Raw genomic sequence first — 26,057 nt, 5'->3', positions numbered from 1 at the left:
ATTTTGCATCTGTTTTTTGCACATCTCAGCTATGATCTACATGCATGGCTGACCCACGCCGGCATGTGACACCGCATTGACGATTTTCGCTTTCAAAGCGTTATCATTCCTTTAGTGCAAATTGTCTTTTTCAGATCGAAAAGACCACCCGCGAGCGAACACAAAACTGCGCAATTGCGAAACTGGTGCGTCAAGTGTGGTGGGCTTATCAGATATACTCTGTCCGCGTCACGACGGCAGCTTTGACTGGTCGAGATCAGGGCAACCCTTCCCTTTCAGCAAGTCATTGAAACGCGGCCAGTCAAGCTGTCCGGTTGCATTCCTCTCATTGATTGATCGTTCTCGTTCTGCATGTGCTCGGCATTTTATCAGCAGTGCATCGACCTGATCTGCAGGTATGGCGACGACGCCATCCGCATCACCTAAAATAAGATCGCCGGGCATCACCTGTAGACCCGCGCATGCGATCGGAACATTCACCTCGCCGGGACCGTCCTTACTTGGGCCGCGATGCACGTTGCCCTTTGCAAAAGCCGGCATTCCCCCCTGCTTCCATTCAGCAACATCCCTCAAGGCTCCATCGATAACGAATCCACCAATCTTGCGTGCTATTGCCGTGGTTCGCATTAAGCCGCCTATAACCGCTGTCGAAAGATCGCCACCGCCATCGATGACGATAATATCTCCCGGTTCCGCCATCATCATTGCCAAATGCACCATGAGATTGTCGCCGGGCCTGATTTTGACTGTTATAGCGGGACCTACCATCGTTACCGCTTCATCGCCGTGATAAGCGCGGAGCTCCCTGGCGCCGGTATGACGACCCATACTGTCGCTGGCGTGAGGAACGGGTACAGTACGATAAGCTTCAATCAAATCGCGTGAAAGGGTTGAGACGCGTGGATTGACCGTGAAGCCAGTCGGCCACGTGGATTGCAAGGGCTTCGGATTGAAAGACGTGTTCATGATACCTCAAGCTACAAAAGTGGACGGACGGTGAAGCACGGCAGAATTGACGAGAAGCCGCTCCTCGATTTTGCTCTTGATCAGCATATCGACCACATTTTGTGCAGCGCTGACCGCAACGCTATCGAGTGCCATATCAGTGCTCCCGCCCATATGCGGTGACAAGACGATGCCATCGAGAGTTTTAAACGGATGATCGGCAGACAGGGGTTCGTGGGTGAATGTATCGATCCCCGCTCCGGCCAGATGACCTGACCCGACGGCCTGCGCCAACGCTTCTTCAACGATGAGACCACCGCGCGCTGTATTTATGAGGATTGCGCCTTTCTTCATGGCAAGCAGCCGCTCGGTGTTGATCATTCCAGCGGTCTCTTCGGTCAGCGGGCAATGAAGACTGACTACGTCACATCGCGAAAGAAGTGCATCGAGGGATTCAGCCCATTCGACATCGTGAGCCGCTCTGCTACCAACATGGGGGTCGAAAGCGACGACGTGCATTCCAACAGCCTTCAGGATACGGGCCACAGTCTGGCCGATTGCGCCGAAGGCGACGATGCCGACCGTCCTGCCAGATAGCTGCAGACCCGTGGTGGAGCGTGGCCAGGCGCCGGCCCTTGTTTTCGCATCGAGAATTGGAATGCGGCGCGCGACCGCGAGCAGCAGTGCCAAAGTGTGTTCCGCGACAGATTGGCCGTTGGCGTTGTCAGCAACCAGGACAGGTATACCCCGTTGCGTGGCGGCATCGACATCAACATTGTTGTAACCGACACCATGACGCGCAATTATGCGGAGCGCGGACGCGTCCTCAATCATTTCTCGGGTTAGTGGGAGTGTTCGAGAAATCACCGCATCGATTGGTCTAGAGCGCAAGATTTCGGAAAGCTCATCCTCGGTGTCGTCAATTAGAAACGACACTGAACAACCAGCCTCCTCTAAAATGTCTATCCCGGGCTTCGCCAGCGTTTTCGCGGTCATCAGGACCTGAAGTCCCATGATTTTTCTCCTCCTACGTTGTCATGTCGGAGAAGTTGACACCGTAAAAAGATCACGGTCCAATGCATAAAGTTTCAAAACTAATAACTATTAGGAATTAATCGACACGCGTAATAGCTCATTTGACGAAGTCGGTATTATAACTGTTCAGCCATTGCCTCTACAATCTGGTCGACGAGCATCTGGCTCGCCACGGGAATATAGCTATCCTTTCTTGTGAATATTCCAAAATTCCGTTGCCAAGTGAGCTCGGGAAAGGGAAGTTCAATCAGATGCGCTCCTCCAGTCGTGCGCGACAAATTCTGGCGAGAGGTAAAGCTCAGCAACTGGGTGCGGGCAATAAGTTTCGGCATCAGTGGGAGTGAGCTGATCTCAACCTGCACCTGAGGCAGCGGCAACGACAACCGCATGAAGGTTTCCTCGAGCCAAACCCGTAGGCCGACGCTGGATTGCGGCAATATCCATTTGAAATTCTGCAGATCACTGAGCTCAGTCTTGCGGCTTGCCAGTGGATGATCCTTGCTGGCAACGATCACGACGTGATCCTTCATGAGTGGCTGACACTCAAATTCCTCAGTCTCGTAAATCGGACTGATGACGATATCGAGTTCGTCCCTGCGCAAGCCATCGAGCAGGAAATCCGTCATACCTACGGTGAGCTTCATTGTGACGTTCGGACTGTTAATCGTCAGATCGTGAAGAATGTCCGGCATCAGAAATTCGGTGATGGTCGCGACGACGCCCAGTCGCACATGTCCCCGAATACCGTTGACGTAGTCATGAATTTCGCGTTGGGTTTCGTCGATCGACTGAACGATCTGTCGCGCCCTTCTGATTAAAACGTTGCCCACGCTCGTCGGTACAATCAATCGCCCCTTGCGCTGGAAGAGTGCAGTGTTAGCCTCTTCCTGCAAACGGTTGATGCATTTGGTCAAGGCCGGCTGGGTAATGCCCAGTCGTTCCGAGGCCATTCGCAAATTGCCACATTCACTGATGGCAATGAGATACCGCAAATCTCGTTCATTCATTGCACCAATTCCTGCCAGTTATTAGTTTTGGAATATTATGCATTGGACGTAATCATTTCTTTCGCGATACGCTTTTCTCCATCACAATTCAAGTGAGGCCTTTCGCCCGCTTGGGTGAAGATAACATCGGTTGGGAGGACCGAATGAAAATGTTCATAAAGAATATCGTCGCGGTTGCGGCGGCCGTCACCTTGTCGTGGACGGCAACCAGCGCACAAGCCAAAGAAATTCGGATTGCCGGAGGCGTCGGCGTTCTATTTGCCCCGATCCATATCATGAAACAAGCTCAGCTGGTCGAGAAACACGCCAAAGAGTCCGACGCTGATTTTACACTGAGTATGTTAAGTTTTCCCAGCGGTAGTGCCGTGAACGACGCCTTGCTGTCCGGCAATGTCGACATCGTCGCCGCCGGTGTTTCCAACGCTTTGTTGCTGTGGTCGCGGACAGGCGGTGACATCAAGGCACTTGCCGCAGTCAGTGGCACGAAGAGCGTTCTCGTCTCCAAAGATCCTAATGTGAAAACGCTCAAAGATTTCAAGGATACAAACCGCATTTCAGTGACGTCGCTAAAAATATCCAACCAAGCCATCTATCTTCAAATGGCCTTGGATAAAGAGTTTGGCGATCCGAAGAAATTCGATCCAATGATGGTACAGCTCGGATTTGCGGACGGCGTCCAGTCGATGTTGAACCCGAAGGGCCCTACGGATGCCATGTTCGCGGGCCCACCATACTACCAGCAGCTTCTAAAACAGCCTGACTTTCACGCCGTGTTGACGACACTCGACGTCGCCGGTCCCACCACCAATCTGCTCGCCTTTACGACAAGCACCTATCACAATGACAATCCCGAGGCGATCAAAGTGTTTCTGGCCGCCCTGGCCGACGCGCAACAGATGATCAATGACGATCCGAAGAAGGCAGCAGAGCTTTACCTTCAGTCGACCGGAGAGAAATTCACCGTCGATGAACTCGCAGCGATGTTCGCTGAAGAAGGAAATATTTTTCAATCTTTGCCCCTCGGCGTTCATCAGACAGCGGCCTTCATCGCAAAGATCGGCCTGATCAAGCACAGTCCCGAGAGTTGGAAGGACTTTTTCTTCGCCGATCTCCACAATGTCCCGGGCGCTGACGCCGCCAATTGAGGCCGCAGCCTGCACGCGTCCTGATCTGTGAAAGTAGAGGCCACAATGAACATGATAACTGTAACTGAACGCAAATTTGCAGCGGAAGCTCAACCTTCCCGGCCGATCCTCGATGTCGATAATGTCACTTTGCAATACATCGCCGGTCAATTGTCCATCATGGCGACTTATCAGGTCAGCGCTCAGGTTTATAAAGGCGACCGCTTCGTTCTCCTGGGGCCGTCCGGTTGCGGCAAGTCGACCCTGTTGAAAGCGATCGGCGGCTTTCATAAGCCCTCCCATGGCGAAATCCGCTTGAACGGGCGCAAGGTGACTAGTCCTGGTCCAGACCGCATGATGGTATTTCAAGAGTTCGACCAGCTCTTGCCATGGAAGACGGTTGTGCAAAACGTGATGTTTCCTCTGCTCGAAACCGGCAAGCTCCGCAATCGCAAGGAGGCTGAACAACAAGCTCGGCATTATCTTGAAAAGGTCAATCTGACCAAATTCGCAGACAATTATCCACATATGCTGTCGGGTGGCATGAAACAGCGCGTAGCAATCGCGCGCGGCATGGCGATGGAGCCAGATATTCTGCTGATGGATGAACCGTTCGCAGCGCTCGACGCGCTGACACGCGTGAAGATGCAGGACGAATTGCTCGAACTTTGGGACGAAACGCAATTCACCGTGCTGTTTGTAACGCACTCAATCGCCGAGGCCATCAAGATCGGCAATCGCATTTTGCTGATGTCTCCACATCCCGGTCAGGTGAAAGCGGAGCTCAACGGACTTTCGCGCGCCGAGCTCGGGACACCCAAAGCAGCGACACTTGAGCGCGAAATTCACGAAATGCTGTTTTCCGACAAAGCGACTACGGAGGTAAGAAACCATGGCTGATGTCAGCTCATCCCCCGTCCACAATTTTCGCCCGGAAATTCGTCGCGACGTTGCGGACGCAGATTTTCACGGCATTGTTGAACGCCGTTTGACCTTCGTCGAAACGCTCTATGCGTCCGGCCCAGTCCGTAAGCTTGTTATACTTCTGGTTCTAGCAATGATCTGGGAGATTTATGGGCGTAGTGTTGGAAACTCTTTACTCTTTCCAACATTCAGCGAAACGGTATCTGCACTGTGGACTGGTATTGCAAGCGGTGAACTACTTCAGCGTGTGTGGGCGTCGCTTCAAGTACTGCTCATCGGCTATGCCATTGGCATCCTTGCAGCAGCTGCGCTGACACTCGTCGCGATCGGCACGCGTATTGGCGAAGACCTGATGGTGACGCTGACCGCAATGTTCAGTCCGCTCCCTGCGATCGCGCTACTGCCGCTTGCCCTCATCTGGTTTGGTCTTGGCGCATCCAGCCTCGTCTTCGTGCTCGTTCATTCGGTTCTCTGGGCCGTTGCACTCAACACCTTTTCTGGCTTCCAGTCGACATCACGGACACTGCGCATGGTCGGACGCAATTACGGGCTAAAGGGTTGGCGCTTCGTCAGCCGCATCCTGATCCCTGCGGCCCTCCCAAGCATCGTCACCGGCCTGAAAATCGGCTGGGCCTTCGCCTGGCGCACGCTGATCGCTGCCGAAATGGTCTTCGGCGTCAGTTCCGGCCAGGGCGGTCTCGGCTGGTTCATCTTCCAGAACAAGAACATGCTCGATATTCCCGCCGTTTTTGCCGGGCTGCTCAGCGTCATTTTGATCGGCCTCTTCGTGGAAGGCGTTTTGTTCAAGTTACTGGAAGACCGCACCGTGCGGCGATGGGCAATGCAAGGCTGATCCTTCCAAACACATCTTTCTATTCATAAGGAGAACACCATGAATACCAACGTCGCGCGCGCTCATTTTGTGCCCGATCAGCAGGACTTGATTGAGACCGTCGCCGCCTATTTTCGTTCAGCTCACTGGAACAGGGCGATCGAAGTACTGAGCATTTCCGACGAGCCTATCTATCATGCGCATGTATATATTGAGACCCAGTTACATCCGATGAGTCTCGAAGAAATCGTCAAAGGCTATTTCGCAAAGATCGGCCGACCGGTGCATCGCAAGATCGAGATTTTCACATCTGGCCAAGTGGCCGATTCCGGTTCGATCCACGGTATCGAACCCAAAGGCATGCCGCATTTTGACCTCTTGTGGAAATATTCACCCGATACGGTGATCGGACCGGCAAAGAGGGAACAGAATGTCGAATACTGGGGCAAGCGATACATGGAGGAGTTCTACAAGAAGTATCCGTTCAAGACCTCGCTGACCCAACAGGAACAGGCAGAACTCGAAGCTTATTTCGAAACTGAGGCTTTCAAAAAATATTGCGAACTCAACGAACACCGCGATGTGGTACATATTCACGCCAATGTGGAGACGTCCGTGCATCCCGACTTAATCCGCTCGGCCGCTTTGAAAGCGATGGCTAAACGCGGATGGGAAGTAGAGGAAGCGGTCCCCGTCGCGTTCCAGATGCGTGGGCAAATGCATGGCAAGGTCGTCTTCATCGCCAATAAGCCGGAGAAAATCTTCGACATTGCATGGGCTTTCAATCCTGCCGTAACGATGATCCCAAGCACACGCTATTGGTTGACCACCGAAAGCCCGACCTACGATGCGCGCACGATGCACGAATTGCCCCTCCTTCTCAAGCGCGATCCCTACCGGCTGCTTTCGCTGCGCGAGATCGAAGCCGTAGTCGCGGCCATCTGATCAAAAGAACACCAAAGGATCTATCGATGAATTCGTCTTATTTTTCTTCCGCTGCCGGCCAGAACGGCAGGGTTATCGCAGCGCGCATCCATCCAGATCGCGACGTTCTCCAGTCTATCGAAGAAGTCTGCCTGAAGCACGGCGTGACTTGCGGCCAGATAACGACCACCATTGGTAGCCTAAAGAAAGTGGCTCTCCATTATGTAAGCCGCGTCAAACCCGACCCGAAGCTCGGTTACACCACGCAGCTTCTCATGGAGGGCCCCTTCAGTCTTCTGACCGGTCAGGGGCTTGTCTCGCCAGGCGATCAGCCAGGTCGACTGAACATACACTATCACGCCGTCATAAGCGGCGAGAACGATGTCATCTACGGCGGCCATATTGAGCCCGGCACCATCACTCTAACAACGCTCGATCTCTTCATCGTCGAGGTACACGGTGTCGACATCGTGCGCGGACGTGATCCCGAAACCGGGGTGATCGTCACCACAATTCAGACTGCAGCCGCTTAAGGAAATGCTAAATGAAAGTCTTCATCACCCAGTCATTCGAGCAAGAGGCCATTGACCTGCTGGAAAATGCAGGAATCGAGGTCGTCTGCAGCGGTGTCAGCCGTCCGCTCACGCGCGAGGAGTTTCTCGACGGGATAAGCGACGCCGACGCGGTCATCTTCGTCTGGCACACCGAAATACTCGACAAGGAAGCGTTCGACCATGCGCCGAAACTAAAGATCGCCGCCCGCCGCGGCGTTGGCTACGACAATATAGATATTGGTGAAGCCGAGAAGCGCGGCGTGGAGGTTACCGTTACACCCGTCCACACCCATACGATCGCTGATCTCACCTTCGGTTTGATGATCAACGCAGCTCGAAAGCTCCATCACGCCGACGCATTCGTTCGCTCGGGGCAATGGACGGAAGCAGGAACGTGGGTAGCACAACGTTTCATGGGCTATGACGTTTCCTACAAGACTATTGGTATCATCGGCTTCGGCAAGATCGGCAAACATATGGCAAAGCGCGCAGGCGGTTTCGATATGAAAGTGCTCTACCACGACGTCATGCGTCAACCGGCCGCCGAAGCAGAACTTGGCGCGACTTACGTGTCCCTTGATGAGCTTTATGCGCAGGCCGATTTTATTTCTGTCAATTGTGCATTAACGGAACAGACACATCGCATGATTAATCGAGAAGCGATCGCAAAAATGAAGGACACCGCCGTGATCGTGCTCTCTGCACGCGGCGGCATTGTCGACGAGGAAGCGCTTTATGAAGCACTTTCGACAGGCAAGCTCGGCGCCGCTGGTCTCGATGTCTTCGAGGAAGAACCCGTCTCACCCGATAATCCGCTCCTGAAACTAGAGAATACAGCGTTCTCGCCGCATCTAGGGACCAGCGTGCTTGAAACAAGAATACGCATGGCAACGACTGCTGCGGAAGATGTCGTTCGCGTTCTCAATGACCAACCACCTCAATTTTCGCTCCTTCGCCGCGCAAGCTGAACACTGCGAGCTGGCTTGCCGGTATCCGCGTGAACGGCTGCGCCCCGAGCGGGTGGTATTGTAGCTTGAACTAAGGCTGCGGTCTCACCCACGTAAAGTGGAAGCGACCGCAGCAATACTCCGTGAATTCACGTTCAATCACATGACACAACTTAACGCAAAGCGGCAGCACCAATCAAACTTGCAGCATATGATGTAAGTCAAGATCGCGTCGGTATCCGCCAAAAAAGATACCCAACACATGGGAAGAAACGTTGGAACATCAATATCGATACCGTCCGCGCGATTAACTGTTTCATCGTCCCTTCTTTGATCCAAAACCCAGTCATGCCACCCTATCGCACGTGTCATATTCCCTCTCTGAAAAACTGAAGCGACTAGATTAGTGACGATTGTTCTCATTGCCGCAACGACCACCACCAGTTCGGGAGTGACAATAAACCTATCGCCCCGGGCCGTTCCTGGTCTGTATGAAATTCATAAACATGATCACAAAAAGCGAAACCGAAATAACGATAACCGAAACAGCGGATATGGTTGGATTGACTTCCGTCGTAACACCGTCCCACATCATTTTTGGCAAGGTTGCGGTGCGCGAACCAGAAACAAAAATCGCAATCAAAACCTCGTCAAAGGACGCGATGAATGCCAGAAATCCACCGGCCAAAATAGCATTGCGAAGCAACGGAAACTGAATGAACCGGAACACATTCATTGGCCCTGCCCCCAGACTACGACCAGCCGATGCCAGATGGTGATCGCGAGCAGAGAGAGCCGCACTAACCGTAATGACTACGTAGGGTAGGCCCAATACCATATGCGCCAACGCCAGCCCCATTTCAGTGCCGATGAGACCGAGTGCCGAATAAAGCTGGTAAAGCCCAAGTGCAAAAATAATATTCGGTATCAACAGCGGCGACAGCATAAGCCCCGTCATAAGATAACGCGCGAGCCTGCTCATACGGCTCATACCCAGTGCTGCAAGCGTCCCCAGAACAGCCGCTCCGAGCGCTGCGGCGCACGCAATGCGCAAACTGCGCAAAGTCGCTTCGACCCAGGCGGGACTGCCAAGATAGGCCTGATACCATTGCAGCGAATAGCCCGGAGGTGGAAAGGTTAGATAACGTGCCGAACTGAATGAAAGTGGAACAAGGACAAAAGTCGGCAAGACCAGAAACAAGAGCACCAGCAACGAATAAATGACAAGAGCCCAGCCTGATGTCCCAACCGAGGCGACACCGCCCACTCCGTTGCGCCGGTCGCCAGTTTCAATGAATCTGGCATAGGCCACACATAGAACGAGGCACGCGAGCAAAAGAACCATCGAAATTGCCGAAGCAAATCCGACATTGAGTAATTTACTGACCTGTTGATCGATGAGTTGCGCAACAAACAGGTCTTCGCGCCCGCCAAGCAAAGCCGGAATGATATAAGAACCGAGCGACGCCACGAAGGTGAGCGTGCTTCCTGCAACAATGGCCGGAAACGACAAAGGCAGATAAATGCGTACGAATGCCGGAATGGGCCGCGCACCAAGCGAACGGGCTGCAGTCACCAGCGAAACGTCTATGCGTGATAATACGGCATAAAGTGTCAGGATCATTGCCGGAAGCAGAATATGCACATTGCCGATGATCGTACCCATCGTTGTATAGGAGAGCGTCAACGGTTTCTCGATAAAACCGAGATTTATAAGCAATGCATTAATAACACCACGTTTTTGTAAAATGACTGTCCAAGCGTAAGTTCTCACAAGTGCACTGGTCCACAATGGGATCAGAATGAACGCAAAGGCGATGGTCCGGCGTTTGGTAACCAATCGCGTTAGCCATATGGCGACCGGATAGCCAAGGATGAGACAAATTAGCGTGACTAGAGCCGAAATGCGGAAAGTAATGACAAAGGATTGCCAGTAGATCTGCGTGGAAAACAGGCGCACATAGTTCTCGTACCACGCCTCCTGCGACGCGAAACTGCGCAAAAGGGTCTGCACGATCGGGCCGAAATATATGAAGATCAGCAGAAAAAGTGCCGGAACGCACAGAAGAAAGGCATAGCCTGCGGCCTTGCGTGTCTTAAGATATTGAAGCAGGGTTTGTTCACCGCCCCTTGCCGTCTTTGAAAGACAGGCCGCAAAAAGATTGCTCATTGCGGCAGCTCATGTGCGTTGCGCTCGGCCCAGCCAAGCTGAAGCGTTTGGCCGATATCGAGACAATCGGGCACGTCCGCTTTTTCGAGCCTTGCTGCAATCGCGTTTCCCTGCGCTTGCAAAGAGACAATATAATGCGTGCCTTCATATATAATCGCCTGTACCTGAGCCTCGATCCGGTAATCGCACTGCAATGCTCGTTCCCCGGCGCGGATATATTCCGGGCGGACCAGCATGGTACCTGAACAATTTTTCCCGAAAAGCGCCATTGGCATGAGATTGGCCTCACCAATAAATTCGGCAACGAAGCGATTTGCCGGATGCTCGTAAACATCCTGTGGCGAGGACAATTGCGAAATCCGCCCCTCTTCCATCACCGCAATCCGATCGGACAAGGCTAGCGCCTCGCTCTGATCATGCGTAACATAGATGACGGTCAGTCCGAGCCTTTGCTGCATGAGTTTGAGTTCGGTCTTCATATGTTCACGCAGCCGCTTGTCGAGCGCGCTTAGTGGTTCATCCATCAACATGATCGCGGGGCCAAATACCTGCGCTCTCGCCAAAGCAACGCGCTGCTGCTGTCCGCCTGAAAGCTCCGATGGATAGCGGGCGGCGAAGCTCTCGAGCTTGACAATGGAAAGCGCTTCTTCAACACGCCTCTTGCATTCATCGCGCCCGACGCCACGCATCTTCAACGGAAAGGCGACATTCTGTGCGACGGTCATATGCGGAAAAAGTGCGTAATTCTGGAAAACCACCGCTATATCCCGCTTTTCAGGCGGAAGATGTGAAATATCTTGGCCACGCAGCATAATGGTACCGGAGTCGCTCTGCACGATACCGGCTATAATGTTGAGCATGGTGGTTTTGCCTGATCCGCTCGGCCCGAGCAGAGTCAGGAACTCACCCTGCCGGACATCGAGATCGACATCGCGCAAAATTGAGGTTGAACCGTAGCTTTTATTCAGCTGTCTGATCTGAATAATATTGGTGTCGTCGAAGGGGGGCACGACTGTCGTCCATATTTCCAAGGGATTGAGTAGGAGGGCATCGCCCTCCTACTAGACCATTTACTTAAGCAGCCATTGATTGAAACGTTCGCTGACTTTTTCAAAGTTTTGGGACCACCATTGTGGGTCCGTTTTCACAGCTTGTGCCTGCAATTGCGGTGAGGTAGGCAATTGCGCATCATCAGAAATAAATTCGAAAGCTCGCTTGTTGCTTGGTCCGTAATCGATCAGCTTTGAAAGCTCGGCCTGGCGTTCTGGTTGCGAGACGAAGGCGATGAATTTTACAGCTGCATCCTTGTGCTGCGAGCCGCGCGGGATCACCCAAGATTGCGAGGTCTGAAGCGCTTGTCCCCAGTTCACATCCACGGCGGCACCATCGCGCTTGGCCTTTTGCACGCGGGCATTGCCGGCGGCTGAATAAGCGACTTCGCCATCAACAAGCAGTTGCTCGGCCTTACCTGCCGTTTCCCACCAAACCTGAATATGCGGCTTGATTTTGTCGAGGCTGGCGAAAGCTCTATCCACATCAAGCGGATATAGCTTGTCTGGCGCAACACCATCGGCCAAAAGCGCAATTTCCAGCGTATTAATGGGCCGCTTGTTTAGCGTGCGGTCGCCGGGGAATTTGTCAACATCCCAAAATTCCTGCCAGGATTTTGCTGACTTTTCCGGATCGATTGATTCCGAATTGTAGTTTAGCGTCGTTGACCAAACGATACTAGGTACCGAGTAATCACTGATTAGGCTCGCGTCGAAATCCTCGCTCTTGATGCCAGCCGCCGCGTGGTCGAACTTTTCAAAAAGATTGAGTGTCGAACCGCGATAGACGAATTCCTGATCGACATCAACAACGTCCCATTCGACGTTTCCGCTTTCCACCATCGCTTGAAACTTTGCAGGGTCAGATGGGGACTGTTCTACAATCCTTATGCCGGTTTCCTTGGTGAACGGCTCAAAAAAAGCCTTGCGCTGCGCCTCCTGATAAGAGCCACCCTGCCCCACAACAACGAGGGTTTCATCGGCCCGGGAACCAGTGCTTAAAAGTGTCGAGCTTGCCATCAGAACGGCCGTAAAGACCAAGGTTCTGCGATTGATTGATGCCATGATCAATATTTCCTGACTATTCTGCAGCCGTGATGGCACGCGTGTTTGAAGAGGGGTGGGAAGGCCGTTCCAGACCAAGATTTTCGCGCAGGCTCTGCCCCTCATAATCGGAGTGGAACAGACCGCGGCGCTGCAATTCAGGGATCAGGAGATCGAAAATATCTTGCAGGCCTTCGATGAAATAAGGCGGCATGATGTTGAAACCGTCACATGCCTCTCCCACAAACCATTCCTCGATAAGATCCGCAATTTCCTCCGCGGTTCCAACAATCTGCCTGTGACCGCCCGCGCCGGATGTCTCATATAATTCCCGGATGGTGAGGCCCTTGGCGCGTGCTGCATCAAGCTGCGCCTTGATGGATTTGATACCGTTTGTTTCTGGAAGGTCGGGGATTGGCCCATCTAGTGGGTAGCCCGACATGTCACCGAATTTCGGCTCCAACATCGCATAAACCACCGCCGGATGGATCAGCGATCGCAATTTCTGGTGCCGCTCTTCTGCTTGCGCGCGCGTACGACCGATGATTGGCAGGATTCCCGGCAAGACTTTCACTGAATCGGGATCTCTACCCACCGCACCAAGGCGTGCCTTCAAACCTTCGTAGAAATGACGCGAACTGTCGAAACTCTGCTGCGCCGTATAAACGAGATCAGCCGTCCGTGCCGCAAGTTGCTGGCCAGGCTCCGATGACCCTGCCTGAGCGATTACCGGAAAACCCTGAATGGGACGGGCAACATTGAGTGGCCCTTTGACCGAAAAGAACTCGCCCTTATGGTTTGGAATGTGAAGTTTTGAAGGGTCAAGATATTCTCCCGATGCCTGATCGCGCAGGAAGGCGCCGTCCTCCCAACTGTTCCATAGTTTGAAGACGACATCGACAAACTCACTGGCGCGACGATAGCGCAGGCCATGCTCAAGCGAATGGTCGAGATTGAAGTTCTTCGCTTCTGCCTCGCTCCACGAAGTCACCACATTCCAGCCCACACGCCCCTTGCTGATATAGTCGATTGACGCATATTTGCGGGCAACCGTGTAAGGCTCATTATAAGTGGTTGAAGCCGTGGCGATAAACCCGATATGCTTGGTGCCTGTCGATAGTGCTGAGATCAGCGTTAAAGGTTCGAACTGATCAACTTTACCGATGTAGCGAAGAGCTTCTGGTTGATCGCCGCCCTGCCGGACAGCAGCGCCATCGGCGAAGAAGACGAAGTGGATTTTCGCAGCTTCCGCGCGTCGCGCGAGGTCCTGCCAGAAATCTATATCCAATGACGAATCCGCTGGGGCGCCCGGATAGCGCCAACCGGAGGTATGTGAACCATTGGATGTAACGCTCAAGCCAAGGATTAGACCGGAGCGACGCGAGGTCTTTTGTACGGTGTTTGACATGATCTCGGACAATCTGGGGTTTCGTTATTCTGCGGCCTGATGTGGCATCTTGCTACGCGCTTGATATTCCGCCATTTTACTACGCAATGTTGGGATCAGTTCGCGCCCGTATTCGCGGGCGTCAGCGGCGATATCCCATCCCCGCAAATAGAAGGCTCCAGCACCAAGCTGGTAATAACGCAAATAGGAATCGGTTACCTGATCAAGCGTTCCGACGAGGGTCGCAGTTGACCCACCGCGTCCCACCAGGCGGGTGAACCCGAGCCAGAGGCGCTCATCATGAACGTCTTTCTGCCGCGCAATAGTATCGAGCTTCAATGCACCAAAAGAATCGGCTTTTTGCTCCATCTGCTTCAGATTTCCGTCAGCCCTGCCGACCGTTGCAAGCTGGCTTGCCGCACGATTATAGACGTCTTCAGCCTTTTGCCATGCCGTGGCCTCAGTCTCCGCCACGATTGCCCGCAGTGAAACACTGATCGTCAACGGACGGCCACGCTCATTGGCAAGTCCATGAAGCTCCCGAAAGGTTGCTTCGGACGCAGCCAGCGGCTCACCCCAGACCATATAATAGTCCGCCCGCCCGGGTCCCGCTGCCAGAGCTCCGGCCGATGACCCTGCAAAACTGACCATCGGCTGCGTAACAGGTCGCACCGAACTAAAACCTTGTTTGACCGTGTAAAACCTACCCGAATGATCGAAAGGCTGATCAGATTCCCACGTCTTGCGTAAAACATCGATATATTCCGCCGTCCGATCATAGCGAAGCTCATCGGCAAGCGTGTCTCCATCGCGCTGCAACTCGCCGCCTGGTGCGCCGGTAATGATATGCAGACCCAGACGCCCCCCACCTGCAATTCTGTCGAGCGTAATCGCCTGCCTTGCCGCAAGCGTCGGCTCCACCGGGCCGGGGCGATGGGCGACCAGAACCTTGAGCTTTTTCGTAATACCCAGAATGTGAGAAGCGATCATCCAAGGGTCAGGCGACCAGGAGTGCGTTCCAACCAGAACACGATCGAAACCCGCTTCCTCATGCGCCAAGGCCGTTTCTTCGATGTAGTCGACATCGAAGTCCGAGGACCACCATAGCCCTGAGGTTTCCGTAGCTCGGGTATGTGGAACGTAACCTACAATTTCGACACTCAAGCCGATCTCCCGCGTTATTTCATATTATGAAATCTCATTTCATATATAGAATAACGTGAACCGGCCCGCGTTCAACGAATGGATTTTCAATTATTCTAGACGAATTAGGTAGATTTTCTCATCCCCGACCGCCGAGATAACCCAACTGCTGTGAAACCTTTTGCGCGGTTTCCAACATGAGTGGGCCGATTCTTTCGATATAAGGGACAGTCATTTTCTGCGCTGGCGCCCAGAGCCCGATACCAAGTGTCACCTCGCCAAACCGGTCGCGGACTGGGACCGCTATTCCAATCATTTCACCAATGAACTCGCCTTTTCCAATCGAATAGCCGCGCTGTCTGGTTTCTGCAAAATCTTTCTTCAATAACACGGGATCGGTAATTGTATGGCTCGTTACTGGCGCGAGAGGTTTTGCCACAACTGTGCTTTCAAAGCGTTCATTATGGGCAAGAATTGCCTTTCCCATTGCAGAAGAATGTGACGGCGCCCGGCTGCCAAGAGCAGTTACAATTCGCACAGGTTCGGCACTATCAACCCGATCAATATAGACAACGATTGAAGGATCTTCGGGCGATATCATTCCAAGATGAACCGTTTCCCCGCATGCTTCCATTAGAGCATGCAGGAAAGGGCGCGCGCTTTCGGCGTTTTCGCGGAAATTAACAGCAGCACAGCCAATTTCCCATAGTTTGATGCCAAGGCGGTAACGCTTGCTGATCGGATCCTGCACGACCCAGCCAACGTTTCGAAATGTCGAAAGAAAGTGATGCAATGATGGTTGTGGCAAGTCCAGCTCGCGGCTGAGTTCAGTAACGGTCCATTCTCGTTGGCCGTCTGCAAAGGCTTCAATGATGGTGACAGCTTTTCTCACAGAACTTAACATTTGCCGCAATCTCCCATCGGATCAACTTTGGTCTGTCGCACCAATATGCGCGTTTACCTCCTTAGTCAGGAACATGCATAGAGTGCAAACAGAACCTTTGCGATCGCCAATCAAACTTCAAACATATGCCTTGCACTCGGGTGTGTTGACCCCCCCTCATCGACAATCAGGCCATCACTTCTCCGTCGGCATCCAATGCGCGTGTGAGAGCCCACCGACATCGACCTGAGATAGCGCGCGCAAGCCATCAAGACGGTCGTTACCCAATGGGCTACTCCACCCTTCCTTGACGCATTTAGTTCGAAAGCCTAACGCATTTGCCGTTAAGGGCATTGACTTAGCGTGTCGATGACCAACAAGTGGCGATCCCAGAGCACCATGTTAATTAAAGAGAGTGAGCGACGAACCTGAAATAGTTGCGCAAAGTCCCAGTAGGTCGTCACAGAACGTTTATATCGGACCTTGAGAGTGGCTGTTTACAAAGTCCGAGAATAGGGATAACGTTTATCCTTAATAGGCGTTCAGCCTTTGTCGCGGAATGATATCATGATCCTGAAAAGCCAAGTCGAATGGGCACTTCACTGTTGCGCCATTCTCGCAGGTCTCCCTGAGGGGCGATATCTCTCAACAAAGTCCTTGGCCGAATTTCATGGTCTTCCGAAGGAATATTTATCAAAAGCGCTGCAGAGCCTATCCCAAGCAGGTCTGGTCCACACAACATTAGGTCCATCGGGCGGATATCGCCTGGCACGCGCTGCGACTGAACTGACGTTTCTCGATATCGTGGAAGCGGTTGAGGGGAAATCACGCACCTTCGTGTGCAACAATATACGTGCCAACAATCCCTGCCGACCAAAGGACTACTGCGAGTCCAAGCCCTGCGCGGTGGCGCGAGTTATGTGGGAGGCCGATGAAGCTTGGCGCCGCACACTCCGCGGTGTGCGGCTTTCCGACCTTACCGAGACATTGTCGAAAGAAATCCCGCCTGAAATCTGGGAAAAGTCCTTCGAGTGGGTATTAGACCGCGCCGGTTGAATGACCACTATCGAGATTTTTCATTAGCATCTTTACCTTCAAGGGGGAGCGTGTAGCGATAGCTTTGCAGCGGCATCGCCAGTGAAACGCCGCTCTCCCTGCATCGTCGGTAGAGACTATCAATCAATTCATTTCTCGCCGGGATCCTGTGCGAGGGATCTGCAACACGGAACTGCAACTCAAGCTCAATTGCTGCGGCGTCTATAGACTTGAGGGCAACAATAGCCGGGGCTTGCCGGACGATGCTTGCGCAGGGTTCAAAGACTGACCGCATGACCCCCTCGACGAAACCCGGTTCGTGACTGGAAGAGATCCGGACAGTCAGAGAGATCAGGTGTGTCTCATCCGGCCGAGTGAGATTTGTCAAACCGACCTTTGCCAAAACGCTGTTGGGCAGAACTACGATATTGTGCGCACCAGTCAGCAATTGGGTCGACCGCCAATTGTTTTCAACCACGCGCCCCTCCGTGCCATCGGCGAGCTGAATCCAGTCGCCAATCACAAACGGCCTTCCAAGTGTCAAGGCAATGCCGGAAAAGACATCGCTAAGCGTATTCTGCAATGCAAGGCCGAAGACAACGGCAACAACGCCAGACGTGGCGACGAGTGCACCAATCGGCGCGCCGAACACGAATGCGAGGATCGACAGCGAAATGCCAATATAAACCACCGCAACCATTAGATCCTGCAGCAGCCGCGCCTGTGTCGGCCGGCGGTCGAGCACAATGATCCGAACGACTCCGATTAGCGACCAGGCAAGGTGAATCCACCAGAGAACACGAGCAGAAGCGGCGAGCAGCGCAGGGACATTATTAGTATATGTCTCCGCCACTCGATAAGGCAGCACTCCGCCAAAACGCAGCACCGCCGTCATGGCCAAGAAGAAGAGTATCTGGAAAATCAGCCTTGCTTTGGGTCGATTCCGACCTTGGAGGTGCCATACGACGATCCCGGCAATGCCGAGTAGATTGATCGAAAGCAGCGGCAAAAAAGCGGGATCGTCAAGCATGACCAATTCTCCGGGGCAAGGAAGGGAAAGAACAGAGCGCTCTTCAATACGCCCGGTCTGGATGGCTTAATTCTTGATCGGGAAGGTCAGCTCTTTTTGATCGGTGTCGACGACAAAGACCGCAAGAAGTTTCGCCTTTTCACTCATGCTGGCATTCGCACTGAGAGCATGACGGTCGCCCGGCATTTCGGAGAAATTCTCTCCCGCTTTGTAGACCTTCACCGGGCCGTCGTTCACCTGGCTCTGGATTGAGCCTTCCAGTACCGTGGCGTAAATGAAAGCACTGTCGGGATGGGTGTGGGCATCGGAAAACCCGCCAGGGTCGTATTCGACCAGAACTCCCTTGATGCTCTTGCCTGGAACGTTCGGAAGTTCATGCTCGTATACCACGGTTACCTTGGCGGCCTTGCCGCCGGAGCTGTCGTGTGCCGCCACTGATGCAATCATCATGGCCAAGATGGCGGTTGCTGCAAAAAATGATCTGAACATGTCGAAGAATCCTGTTTGTAAAGGACACATGTGTCGCCAAATGCGACACAAGGGATGCGATTTACTTGCGCGCCGAGGTTGGGAACCACTGCTCAAACGTGATCCGACCCAGACGGGGATTGTTGTCTGAAACGAGCGAGCCATCGTCGAGCCGCGCGCCGAAGTAGCGAGCCTCTGTGTCCGGCACGACTATGCGCGCGTCCCCAATGGCAACGAGGTACCGTGCAACAAGGTCGGTCAATTTCGACCGCTCCGGCCCGGCGATCTCGATTGTGCCGTTCGCGGGTAAAGAAAGGGCGATGTCGGTCATGACATCGGCTACATCGTCGGAGGCGATCGGCTGGACATATGCCGGCGAAAGGCGGACCGTGTCGCCAACAGTGCCAGACTGCGCGATACCGCTGAGGAACTCCATGAACTGCGTTGAATGCACGATCGTATAGGGCATGCCCGATGCCTTGATCAGGGTTTCCTGAACAAGTTTGGCGCGGAAGTACCCGCTTTCTTGCAGTTTTTCCGTCCCGACAACCGACAGCGCGATGTGGTGTTTTACCCCCGCCCTCTTCTCTGCAGCCAGGAGATTATTGCCAGATCTCTCGAAGAAATCCAGGACTGCCTTGTCCTCGAAGGATGGCGAATTTGCGAGGTCGATAACCACCTCGGCACCAACGAGCGCTTCCGCAAGCCCCTCTCCGGTGATCGTGTTGATACCCGTGTTGGGAGACGCGGCAATCACTTCGTGACCGCGGCTCCGCAGACGCTCAACTGTTTTTGAACCAATGAGGCCGGTCCCGCCAATAATGACAATTTTCATATGACTTCTCTATTCGCGGACGCCGCAACGCCGCGCTGTCTGGTTGATCCGTCCAAGTGAGAACTTAGTTCAAGCCGGCCTTGTCGAGGCCGTAGGCTTTGTCGGCCGAACCCGGCACTGCTTTAAAAGCAATGCTGGCACGGTTCCATGCGTTGATCGTCATGATTGAGAAGGTCAATTCGGAAATCTCCTTCTCCGAAAGCTGGCCGCGGACCCGCTCGTAGAGTTCGTCAGGAACACCGCCTTCAGGCAGTCTTGTGACGGCCTCTGTCCAGGCAAGAGCCGCGCGCTCGCGGGGAATGAACAGGTTAGATTCGCGCCAAATTGCGACGTGGTATAGGCGCAGTTCACTCTCACCATGTATCTTGGCTTCCTTCACATGCATGTCCAGACAAAAGGCGCAGCCATTGATCTGCGACGCCCTGATATGGACAAGGTCATGAATTGCCTGTTCGATCACACCACCGTTCAATGCAGTGGAGAGATCCATCAACTTCTTGAAGAGTTCGGGTGATTGCTGTGCGTAGTTCAAACGCTGTGTCATTGCTGCCTCCGTTATTAAGGATATCTGGTATCCTTATGGACTACAAATATCCTTAATTTCTGGACAGGCAAGCGTTTCCAGCATATCCTCAAGACATAAGACTTATGTCGAAAAGTATGGGGATACGGAATGGACATCGTATCGGCACTAAAAACGTTCCTGCGCGTCGCCGAGACGGGCTCGTTTTCAGCAGCTGCTATCGACCTTGGCTTGACCCAGCCGGCGGTGTCACGACAGGTCTCCGCGCTTGAAGCACATTTGAACACGCGGCTTCTTCATCGCACGACGAACGCTCTTGCCCTTACTGTTGAAGGTGAGCAGTTGATCCCACGGGCTTTGCAAGTCCTGGAGGCTGTGGATGTCATTGGCGCGACGGGTTCAGTCGAGGGTGGTCAGGCGTCCGGAAAAGTCAGGTTAAGCTTGCCGGCAGCGCTTGGTCTCTTCGTGTGTGACCGGCTCCACACGCTCCTTCAAAATCACCCGGGCCTGACAATCGAGTTGATCTTTTGCGAGGAGCCTTCTGATCTGATTGGTGAGGCAATCGATCTTGAAGTTCGCATTGGCCTCGTTGGCGACAGCAGTCTGATGGGCCGGCGCATTGGTTGGACCACCGCGGCTCTTGTCGCAGCCCCATCTTACCTTGCGGCTCACGAGCCACCCCAAACTCCCGAGCAAGTAGCCGATCACAACTGTCTATTCTATAAACGTGCGGGCAACGGGAGATCCTGGTCGTTTTCAAATGGCGCTGACGAGGTTTTGGTTCACATCGCCCCGCGCATGATCGCCAACAGCGCCTTGGCTGTTCATCGCGCGGTGCTGGCCGGCGGAGGGCTGGCTGTGCTCTCCCATATAATGATTGAAGCTGACGTGACGGCAGGCCGTCTGACGAAACTCATGCCGGATTTTCCGCCGACGCGCCTCCCCATAAGCGTCGTTTATCCATCTCGTCGCAATATCCCGCAGCGCGTCAGGGCCGTGCTCGATTTCCTCATCGCCGTGGTTGGCGATGACCCCGTGATGGCGTCATGAAACTGAGCCCTGGTAGCAAATTATGAAGGACCCGAACCTTGAAGCGCCAAGACACTCCAGCCTCCTCTTCTCATTGTGATCCGGCTCGGATCCGCCGTCACCTCAGTCTCGTTCCGTTAAGGGCGCAATTGGGTCGACCAGCGGTCTGACACTTTAGGGTGCGCAGGCAAAGCATTCAATCGTTGGCTACCGCGTCCCGCAGCATGAGCCGCCATGAACGCGTTGATCGACTTAGCATATTCGATGCTCCTTTAAATTGCGCCGCCCATATGGGTCAGTGGGCTTGTGCAATGTCGAAAAATGCGAAAGTCATTATTGGCCGACTGGCCGACAAAGGGCCTTTGAACGAAGCATCCTTTCGGTTGTCACAGAACTGCGCTACACTGGCCAAGCTGGATATGTCTAATCGGAAAGAACCCTGTCATGACCGATAAGCCAAGCCTCGATCGTCGCGATTTCCTGATCGCAACCACCCTCGCGACTATCGGTGGCGCTGCGGCATCCGTAGGTCTTTCTTCCGATCAAGCAGTCGCACAAACCGCTACGACCGAACTGCCGGGCGGAACAATCTACACCGGCGATCAAATCCAAGGAAAGAAAGTCGTCAGCGCACTCAACGTGAACGATCTGGCGGCGGGCCAGAAGCACCTTTTGTATTTTCAGGGCGTCGAGACGCCCACCGGGCAGCACTGGTATGTGTCGGTGATCGTCGCGAAAGGGGCTAAGGCGGGCAAGCGCGTCGTCCTGACAAGCGGGGTGCATGGCGATGAGATGAGTTCCATACACACGGTCCAGACCGTGATGAACCAGCTCGATCCCGCGCAGATGTCCGGCACGGTGATGGCAGTGACAGATATATCCCGCCCGGCCTTGGAAGGCATGCAACGCCGCTGGCCAAACCAAGGTCGAGGTATAGATCTGATCGACATGAACCGGGAATGGCCTGGGAACGAGAACGGTCTGACAGCACCGACCCGCCATGCCGGGATGCTGTTCAACCGGCTGCTGCGGCCGAATGCAGACCTCGCGATTGATTTCCATACCGGGACGACTGGGCTAGAGGTCGCCGCATTCAACATCGGCGATACGGCAAGGCCCGAGGTCAAGGAGTTGCTGGATCTCTATCCCGTCACTCAGATCCTCGACATGCCGAAACAGGCCTACCCCACCGTCTTGCATAACGCATTCCTGGACGTTGGAATCCCTGCATTTTGTCCGGAGATCGGTGCTGCGCGCGTGCTGGACCCCGAGATGATCGCGCTGTTCGTCGAAGGCACGATGAACGTTCTCAAACACCACGGCATCCTTACGGGAGCGATGGGACGTACTGGCAAAGACGTAACCGTCTTCGTCGGTAATGGTGGGTTTCCGGTGCTAGCCACTGCGGGTGGAATCGTCGAGCATCTGGTTAAGCTCAACGATAAAGTTGAAGCCGGACAAAGCGTGGCCATTCAGCGCAACAGCTTTGGCGAAGTGGTCGCAGAATATTCAAGTGGGGTAGCCGGAGAGGTAATGGCTCAGCGCAGCGATGTGATGTCGGAACCCGGAAACATGCTGGCCATCATCCTATTCAAAAATCCGATGCCTGTCACAGGTGTGGAAACCTATCCTGAGTAAGCTATCTGCGCGAGCGCTGTTTCACGGGCCTGGATCCAAGGGCCTGGATAAAGTGCCGGGTACTCTGCCTAAAGTGTGCAAGTTTGGAGGCCTATTACTTTGGGAAATCTGTCGGCCTATGCAATTAGTGTCCTGATGTTTGCAGGGTTCGCGAATTCTGCGTCTGGTGCGTCAGTAGGTGCTGGCAACCCCTATCCGGCCAGCATGTACACGTGCGAGGACGGAACGCATCTGGTAGTACGCCTTCTGGGTGATGGCGCTTCGGTATCCGTCAACGGCGCGACCGCGTTGGTCTTGCCCTCACTGGGGCCAGATGGAACGACCTATTCTAATGGCCGACAAACGCTGACAATCGTGCAGGGGCGCCTATCGTGGGCCGTTGGCCGAGCCATGCCGTCCAAATGCACCGGCGGTTGATCGTCTCAGGCGGTCAATAACGGCCAATACCCTACCGGTGTCGGGCCGTGCGAGGGGATGAGTTGCCTTGCTGGATCTAAGCTCCGGGACCTCACACAGAACCACACCCACCTGGCGCAGCGTTTAAAGATGGCGCGCGAAATGCGTGCGGCTCGCAAAAAATCGAGCATCTTGTTCGCTTTCGCGTGGCTAGTCCCTTCCCTTGCGCGCTTGACATTGAGGAAGTAAGTTTTGCTCTTGCTTTCTCCCTCAACGATCGTTGACTCAAGAGGCCCGCCTAGCAACACAGCGCACGGTTTTCTCTTGGCACCTATCGACCCTGACCAAAGCCAGATCAAAGGGATAATTACCAACTATGAAATCTACCCTTTACATCATCACTGGTGCTATGGCCGCTGGCAAATCCACCGTAGCGAAGTCCCTTGTACAGCACTTTGAAAAATCGGCTCATGTTAGCGGAGACGCGTTTCTAAGGATGATTGCTAAGGGTGGCGCCGTGATGGGCCCGGTGCTCGACCCCGAAGCACTGGCCCAGCTTCATCTGAGGCAGGATATAGCTATAGACGCTGTTCGTCGGTTCGTCGCAGCTGGCTTTGCAACGGTTTACCAAGACATTCTGATAGGCGAAGACTTTCTTCGCGTCACAAGCGCTCTTGGTGATCTTCAGCCTCGAATTGTTGTGCTTGACCCGACTGTGTCCACCTTGGCAGAGCGAGATGCTGCGCGGCATAAGACAGGGTACAGCGAGCACTTCCCCCCAAGTGTGCTCGCAAACGCCCTGCGATCAGAAACGCCTCGTCAGGGGTTGTGGCTCGATACATCAAGCATGTCTGTGGACGATGTCATTGAGGCTATTCTTCGCCACTGGTAAAATAATGAACCTTTGAGCCAGAAGTTGACTAACCGCTACGCGCCCAGATTTGAGCACTAACGTTCAGTCGTCTCAGAGGAGGTGGGGACGGCCACTCCACCCACTGTGGACATCGGAACGAAACAAATATCTATCATATGGGCGCTCCAAAGCGCGCTCATTGCAAACAGGAAGAGAAATGAAGATACGGCCAGCGACTGCCAATGATTATCTGGCTCTTTGTGCCATTGATTCAGTTGCCGAGGCGAGCTTTGAACGCAGAGCTCAAATTGGTATCTGGTTGGAATCTGCACGCTGCTATGTTGCGCAAATAGATGGCCAGGTCGCAGCCTACGGTGTGCTCACGAACCATTTTTTTGGGTATTCGTTTATTGAGATGGTGATGGTTAGCCAAAAGTTTCGTCTGCAAGGACTAGGCGCCGCGATCACCGAGCACCTCCGATCCGTTGCCTCAGGCTCGAAAATTTTCAGCTCCACCAATAAGTCGAATATCCCGATGCAAACTTTGTTTGCAAAAATGGGATTCACGCAGAGCGGGCAGATCGACAATCTCGATCATGATGATCCCGAGATCGTTTTCTATTGCCCTCTCACGCGACCGCGAGATGATTGACTTGCTCAAGAGATGAGCAAGCCCATCATGCAGTTGCTAGCAGGCTTTCGCAGGTAGCTTTTAAATGATGACTTTGGATCTCCCCTTTTTTAGGCAGATCTACCGAATTCTCACCGGACTTTCGCTTCTGGGTTTCAACACTGCCCCGATAACCAGTATGAAGGCGCACTATCACGAGGCAGCTGCCACCCCATGGGTTCTAGGAGAATTTTTCTGCTCTTATCCGCATTGCGTGCTCAAGTTCGAGTGAAATACGCGCATTCTTGTCGAAACACACAGACGTTGTCTCATTGATAGCGCGCAGTTCTCCATCGAGAGAACCAGCCATGATTTGGCGAAACGTGATTGATGAGCGCCCAATTTTCAACACCTGTGAGCGGATCGTTAGCAGGTCCCCAGCTGGCACCTCCCTTTTATAATCGGTTGTCGAGCGCACATCCGCCCATCCGAAACTCTCATCCGGGATTTTCTCAGCTATTTGGCCCAAGAGCTGAAAGCTCGCGTCATCAAACATGCCAGCGTAATGGCGGACATTCATGTGTCCCATGACGTCACACATCCACGGATGTACCACGCCAATAAAAGTCACAAGACCGCTCATCGTGCCACCGATTGATAGCCGCGTAAGAAAGCGGTGAGGTTATCACCCAGCGCATCGCATAGATAACCGCCTTCCTGCACGATAACGGTTGGCAAATGAAGTTTCGCGATTACTTCCGCAATGCGCTCAAAACCGCCGGTGGTAACAGACAATCCACCGAACGGATCACCTTCGAATGGATCAAGCCCGAGCGCCACCACCAGCGCATCTGGCGCGAAAGCTTCGATGCGGCGGAGAGCCGTATCAAGTGACGCAAGGAACTCGACATCGCCGGACTTGCGTGGCAAAGGCAGATTGAGGTTACAGCCGAGGCCTGCACCTTCACCGCGTTCATCAGCATGCCCCCAGAAAAATGGATAGAAGCGCAGTGGATCGGCGTGGATGGAGACGGTCAGTACATCAGAACGAGCATAGAAAATGCCTTGTGTTCCGTTGCCGTGATGCAGATCGACATCAAGGACCGCTACGCGCTGAGCCTTCGAGCGCAGGCGCTGGGCTGCGACGGCCGAATTATTGACGAAACAAAAACCACCTGCAACATCGACAAAGGCATGATGTCCCGGTGGGCGGCAGAGTGCATAGGCCGCAACCTCGCCTGCAAGCACAGCGTCGGCGGCGTCGACCGCGCTCCATGCACTCCAGCACACGCTTTCCCATGTGTGTTCAGCTATCGGGCAGGCTGTGTCGGCCATATGATAGCCAACCTGCCCCACGGCAGAAGCGGGATAACGGCCGTCACGTGCTAGCGGATGAATGTTCGGGATGACCTCTTCCGAAGCCTCCTCAATGCGTCGCCAGCGCGGATAGATATGCTGCAGAAACTCCAGATATTCGGGCGTATGCACGGCAGCAATCGGGCCAAGACCGTGATTTTGCGGACGCATAATCTCACACGCGGCAGCTTTTGCGCCGGCGAGCAGGCGTTCAACGCGCTCCGGCTGCTCGGGATTTGGCTTTGATGCGCCGCTCGAAAGAAAGGCTTTGGGGTCGTGCCGCTTTTGCTCAACAGCGTAAAAGGCTTTCATAATT

General features: G+C 53.8%; 27 protein-coding genes. 12 read left to right on the top strand and 15 right to left on the bottom strand.

What is annotated here, in order from left to right; translation table 11 throughout:
- Positions 1–228: 228 nt before the first annotated feature.
- From QSJ70_RS21755 to QSJ70_RS21745, 3 genes are all read right to left on the bottom strand, one after another.
- The gene (locus QSJ70_RS21755) at positions 229–966 is read right to left on the bottom strand and encodes an RraA family protein (RefSeq protein WP_285539532.1); all 738 of its coding nucleotides are present in this window, start codon (positions 964–966) and stop codon (positions 229–231) included.
- Between the two features lie 6 nt (positions 967–972).
- A complete protein-coding gene (locus tag QSJ70_RS21750; RefSeq protein WP_285539530.1) occupies positions 973–1,959 on the bottom strand; it encodes a hydroxyacid dehydrogenase in 987 nt (328 codons plus the stop codon).
- A gap of 137 nt (positions 1,960–2,096) precedes the next feature.
- Positions 2,097–2,987 (bottom strand): LysR family transcriptional regulator, encoded by an 891-nt coding sequence (locus tag QSJ70_RS21745; protein ID WP_285539528.1) that lies wholly within the window; start codon positions 2,985–2,987, stop codon positions 2,097–2,099.
- 143 nt (positions 2,988–3,130) lie between these two features.
- Here QSJ70_RS21745 and QSJ70_RS21740 point away from each other — a divergent pair, with 143 nt between their 5' ends.
- The 6 genes from QSJ70_RS21740 to QSJ70_RS21715 are packed head-to-tail and all read left to right on the top strand — an operon-like array spanning position 3,131 to position 8,313.
- Positions 3,131–4,132 (top strand): ABC transporter substrate-binding protein, encoded by a 1,002-nt coding sequence (locus tag QSJ70_RS21740; protein WP_285539526.1) that lies wholly within the window; start codon positions 3,131–3,133, stop codon positions 4,130–4,132.
- Positions 4,133–4,177: 45 nt separating this feature from the next.
- A complete protein-coding gene (locus QSJ70_RS21735) occupies positions 4,178–5,011 on the top strand; it encodes an ABC transporter ATP-binding protein (protein WP_285539524.1) in 834 nt (277 codons plus the stop codon).
- Positions 5,004–5,888: an ABC transporter permease gene (locus QSJ70_RS21730; protein ID WP_285539522.1), complete on the top strand. Its 885-nt coding sequence runs from the start codon at positions 5,004–5,006 to the stop codon at positions 5,886–5,888. The genes QSJ70_RS21735 and QSJ70_RS21730 overlap by 8 nt, the downstream gene beginning before the upstream one ends.
- 39 nt (positions 5,889–5,927) lie before the next feature.
- Entirely contained in the window at positions 5,928–6,812 is an 885-nt protein-coding gene (locus QSJ70_RS21725; RefSeq protein ID WP_285539520.1) for a hypothetical protein, read from the top strand.
- 26 nt (positions 6,813–6,838) lie between these two features.
- On the top strand, positions 6,839–7,324 hold the full coding sequence (locus tag QSJ70_RS21720) for a PPC domain-containing DNA-binding protein (RefSeq protein WP_285539518.1): 486 nt from the start codon (positions 6,839–6,841) through the stop codon (positions 7,322–7,324).
- 11 nt (positions 7,325–7,335) lie between these two features.
- Complete coding sequence (locus tag QSJ70_RS21715) at positions 7,336–8,313, top strand: 2-hydroxyacid dehydrogenase (protein ID WP_285539517.1); 978 nt, start codon at positions 7,336–7,338, stop codon at positions 8,311–8,313.
- A gap of 442 nt (positions 8,314–8,755) precedes the next feature.
- Here the strand turns inward: QSJ70_RS21715 and QSJ70_RS21710 are convergent, their stop codons facing one another.
- The 6 genes from QSJ70_RS21710 to QSJ70_RS21685 form a co-directional block, all read right to left on the bottom strand.
- Positions 8,756–10,462: an ABC transporter permease subunit gene (locus QSJ70_RS21710; protein ID WP_285539514.1), complete on the bottom strand. Its 1,707-nt coding sequence runs from the start codon at positions 10,460–10,462 to the stop codon at positions 8,756–8,758.
- A complete protein-coding gene (locus tag QSJ70_RS21705; RefSeq protein ID WP_285539512.1) occupies positions 10,459–11,472 on the bottom strand; it encodes an ABC transporter ATP-binding protein in 1,014 nt (337 codons plus the stop codon). The genes QSJ70_RS21710 and QSJ70_RS21705 overlap by 4 nt, the downstream gene beginning before the upstream one ends.
- A 60-nt stretch (positions 11,473–11,532) precedes the next feature.
- Positions 11,533–12,576 (bottom strand): ABC transporter substrate-binding protein, encoded by a 1,044-nt coding sequence (locus tag QSJ70_RS21700; RefSeq protein WP_285539509.1) that lies wholly within the window; start codon positions 12,574–12,576, stop codon positions 11,533–11,535.
- A gap of 16 nt (positions 12,577–12,592) precedes the next feature.
- Positions 12,593–13,963 (bottom strand): LLM class flavin-dependent oxidoreductase, encoded by a 1,371-nt coding sequence (locus tag QSJ70_RS21695; protein ID WP_285539507.1) that lies wholly within the window; start codon positions 13,961–13,963, stop codon positions 12,593–12,595.
- Positions 13,964–13,987: 24 nt separating this feature from the next.
- Positions 13,988–15,106 carry an LLM class flavin-dependent oxidoreductase gene (locus tag QSJ70_RS21690; RefSeq protein WP_285539505.1) on the bottom strand — a complete coding sequence of 373 codons (1,119 nt, stop codon included), beginning with the start codon at positions 15,104–15,106 and terminating at the stop codon, positions 13,988–13,990.
- 118 nt (positions 15,107–15,224) lie between these two features.
- A complete protein-coding gene (locus QSJ70_RS21685) occupies positions 15,225–15,989 on the bottom strand; it encodes an IclR family transcriptional regulator (protein ID WP_285539503.1) in 765 nt (254 codons plus the stop codon).
- Between the two features lie 546 nt (positions 15,990–16,535).
- On the opposite strand from QSJ70_RS21685, the gene QSJ70_RS21680 reads away from it, so the two are divergent.
- Complete coding sequence (locus tag QSJ70_RS21680) at positions 16,536–17,024, top strand: RrF2 family transcriptional regulator (RefSeq protein ID WP_285539501.1); 489 nt, start codon at positions 16,536–16,538, stop codon at positions 17,022–17,024.
- Positions 17,025–17,031: 7 nt separating this feature from the next.
- Here QSJ70_RS21680 and QSJ70_RS21675 read toward each other — a convergent pair whose 3' ends face one another.
- From QSJ70_RS21675 to QSJ70_RS21660, 4 genes are all read right to left on the bottom strand, one after another.
- The gene (locus tag QSJ70_RS21675; protein WP_285539499.1) at positions 17,032–18,033 is read right to left on the bottom strand and encodes a mechanosensitive ion channel family protein; all 1,002 of its coding nucleotides are present in this window, start codon (positions 18,031–18,033) and stop codon (positions 17,032–17,034) included.
- A gap of 66 nt (positions 18,034–18,099) precedes the next feature.
- Positions 18,100–18,522 (bottom strand): cupin domain-containing protein, encoded by a 423-nt coding sequence (locus tag QSJ70_RS21670; protein ID WP_285539498.1) that lies wholly within the window; start codon positions 18,520–18,522, stop codon positions 18,100–18,102.
- 61 nt (positions 18,523–18,583) lie between these two features.
- Positions 18,584–19,336 carry an SDR family oxidoreductase gene (locus QSJ70_RS21665; protein WP_285539497.1) on the bottom strand — a complete coding sequence of 251 codons (753 nt, stop codon included), beginning with the start codon at positions 19,334–19,336 and terminating at the stop codon, positions 18,584–18,586.
- Positions 19,337–19,400: 64 nt separating this feature from the next.
- Positions 19,401–19,880, bottom strand: coding sequence for a carboxymuconolactone decarboxylase family protein (locus tag QSJ70_RS21660; RefSeq protein WP_285539495.1), 480 nt, complete (start codon positions 19,878–19,880; stop codon positions 19,401–19,403).
- A gap of 129 nt (positions 19,881–20,009) precedes the next feature.
- Between QSJ70_RS21660 and QSJ70_RS21655 the strand changes: the two genes are divergently transcribed.
- The 5 genes from QSJ70_RS21655 (at position 20,010) to QSJ70_RS21635 (ending at position 24,427) form a co-directional block, all read left to right on the top strand.
- Positions 20,010–20,909 carry a LysR family transcriptional regulator gene (locus QSJ70_RS21655; RefSeq protein WP_285539493.1) on the top strand — a complete coding sequence of 300 codons (900 nt, stop codon included), beginning with the start codon at positions 20,010–20,012 and terminating at the stop codon, positions 20,907–20,909.
- A gap of 423 nt (positions 20,910–21,332) precedes the next feature.
- Positions 21,333–22,526 (top strand): M14 family metallopeptidase, encoded by a 1,194-nt coding sequence (locus tag QSJ70_RS21650; RefSeq protein WP_285539491.1) that lies wholly within the window; start codon positions 21,333–21,335, stop codon positions 22,524–22,526.
- Positions 22,527–22,625: 99 nt separating this feature from the next.
- On the top strand, positions 22,626–22,943 hold the full coding sequence (locus QSJ70_RS21645; RefSeq protein ID WP_215779304.1) for a hypothetical protein: 318 nt from the start codon (positions 22,626–22,628) through the stop codon (positions 22,941–22,943).
- A 355-nt stretch (positions 22,944–23,298) separates the two neighbouring features.
- Positions 23,299–23,814 (top strand): AAA family ATPase, encoded by a 516-nt coding sequence (locus tag QSJ70_RS21640; protein ID WP_285539490.1) that lies wholly within the window; start codon positions 23,299–23,301, stop codon positions 23,812–23,814.
- A gap of 160 nt (positions 23,815–23,974) precedes the next feature.
- Positions 23,975–24,427 carry a GNAT family N-acetyltransferase gene (locus QSJ70_RS21635; protein WP_285539488.1) on the top strand — a complete coding sequence of 151 codons (453 nt, stop codon included), beginning with the start codon at positions 23,975–23,977 and terminating at the stop codon, positions 24,425–24,427.
- 199 nt (positions 24,428–24,626) lie between these two features.
- On the opposite strand, the gene QSJ70_RS21630 is transcribed toward QSJ70_RS21635, so the two are convergent.
- Both QSJ70_RS21630 and QSJ70_RS21625 read right to left on the bottom strand, forming a co-directional pair.
- Complete coding sequence (locus QSJ70_RS21630; protein WP_285539486.1) at positions 24,627–25,028, bottom strand: acyl-CoA thioesterase; 402 nt, start codon at positions 25,026–25,028, stop codon at positions 24,627–24,629.
- The gene (locus QSJ70_RS21625) at positions 25,025–26,053 is read right to left on the bottom strand and encodes a histone deacetylase family protein (RefSeq protein ID WP_215779311.1); all 1,029 of its coding nucleotides are present in this window, start codon (positions 26,051–26,053) and stop codon (positions 25,025–25,027) included. Before QSJ70_RS21625 ends, QSJ70_RS21630 begins: the two co-directional genes overlap by 4 nt.
- Between the last annotated feature and the right edge of the window lie 4 nt (positions 26,054–26,057).

Origin of the sequence: Brucella sp. NBRC 12950, assembly GCF_030268145.1 — a bacterium.
Classification (GTDB): Bacteria; Pseudomonadota; Alphaproteobacteria; order Rhizobiales; family Rhizobiaceae; genus Brucella.
Note: the sequence above shows the minus strand (reverse complement) of the source record. Positions and strands in the feature narration are given on the sequence as shown.

Bases quoted from the DNA above. Each gene is read 5' to 3' on its own strand.
- QSJ70_RS21745 (WP_285539528.1), bottom strand. From the start codon at position 2,987: ATGAATGAACGAGATTTGCGGTATCTCATTGCCATCAGTGAATGTGGC.
- QSJ70_RS21640 (WP_285539490.1), top strand. From the start codon at position 23,299: ATGAAATCTACCCTTTACATCATCACTGGTGCTATGGCCGCTGGCAAA.
- QSJ70_RS21670 (WP_285539498.1), bottom strand. From the start codon at position 18,522: ATGTTCAGATCATTTTTTGCAGCAACCGCCATCTTGGCCATGATGATT.
- QSJ70_RS21655 (WP_285539493.1), top strand. From the start codon at position 20,010: ATGGACATCGTATCGGCACTAAAAACGTTCCTGCGCGTCGCCGAGACG.
- QSJ70_RS21740 (WP_285539526.1), top strand. From the start codon at position 3,131: ATGAAAATGTTCATAAAGAATATCGTCGCGGTTGCGGCGGCCGTCACC.
- QSJ70_RS21710 (WP_285539514.1), bottom strand. From the start codon at position 10,462: ATGAGCAATCTTTTTGCGGCCTGTCTTTCAAAGACGGCAAGGGGCGGT.
- QSJ70_RS21665 (WP_285539497.1), bottom strand. From the start codon at position 19,336: ATGAAAATTGTCATTATTGGCGGGACCGGCCTCATTGGTTCAAAAACA.
- QSJ70_RS21630 (WP_285539486.1), bottom strand. From the start codon at position 25,028: ATGAGCGGTCTTGTGACTTTTATTGGCGTGGTACATCCGTGGATGTGT.
- QSJ70_RS21735 (WP_285539524.1), top strand. From the start codon at position 4,178: ATGAACATGATAACTGTAACTGAACGCAAATTTGCAGCGGAAGCTCAA.
- QSJ70_RS21730 (WP_285539522.1), top strand. From the start codon at position 5,004: ATGGCTGATGTCAGCTCATCCCCCGTCCACAATTTTCGCCCGGAAATT.
- QSJ70_RS21715 (WP_285539517.1), top strand. From the start codon at position 7,336: ATGAAAGTCTTCATCACCCAGTCATTCGAGCAAGAGGCCATTGACCTG.
- QSJ70_RS21750 (WP_285539530.1), bottom strand. From the start codon at position 1,959: ATGGGACTTCAGGTCCTGATGACCGCGAAAACGCTGGCGAAGCCCGGG.
- QSJ70_RS21725 (WP_285539520.1), top strand. From the start codon at position 5,928: ATGAATACCAACGTCGCGCGCGCTCATTTTGTGCCCGATCAGCAGGAC.
- QSJ70_RS21700 (WP_285539509.1), bottom strand. From the start codon at position 12,576: ATGGCATCAATCAATCGCAGAACCTTGGTCTTTACGGCCGTTCTGATG.
- QSJ70_RS21680 (WP_285539501.1), top strand. From the start codon at position 16,536: ATGATCCTGAAAAGCCAAGTCGAATGGGCACTTCACTGTTGCGCCATT.
- QSJ70_RS21695 (WP_285539507.1), bottom strand. From the start codon at position 13,963: ATGTCAAACACCGTACAAAAGACCTCGCGTCGCTCCGGTCTAATCCTT.
- QSJ70_RS21675 (WP_285539499.1), bottom strand. From the start codon at position 18,033: ATGCTTGACGATCCCGCTTTTTTGCCGCTGCTTTCGATCAATCTACTC.
- QSJ70_RS21660 (WP_285539495.1), bottom strand. From the start codon at position 19,880: ATGACACAGCGTTTGAACTACGCACAGCAATCACCCGAACTCTTCAAG.
- QSJ70_RS21720 (WP_285539518.1), top strand. From the start codon at position 6,839: ATGAATTCGTCTTATTTTTCTTCCGCTGCCGGCCAGAACGGCAGGGTT.
- QSJ70_RS21685 (WP_285539503.1), bottom strand. From the start codon at position 15,989: ATGTTAAGTTCTGTGAGAAAAGCTGTCACCATCATTGAAGCCTTTGCA.
- QSJ70_RS21650 (WP_285539491.1), top strand. From the start codon at position 21,333: ATGACCGATAAGCCAAGCCTCGATCGTCGCGATTTCCTGATCGCAACC.
- QSJ70_RS21755 (WP_285539532.1), bottom strand. From the start codon at position 966: ATGAACACGTCTTTCAATCCGAAGCCCTTGCAATCCACGTGGCCGACT.
- QSJ70_RS21625 (WP_215779311.1), bottom strand. From the start codon at position 26,053: ATGAAAGCCTTTTACGCTGTTGAGCAAAAGCGGCACGACCCCAAAGCC.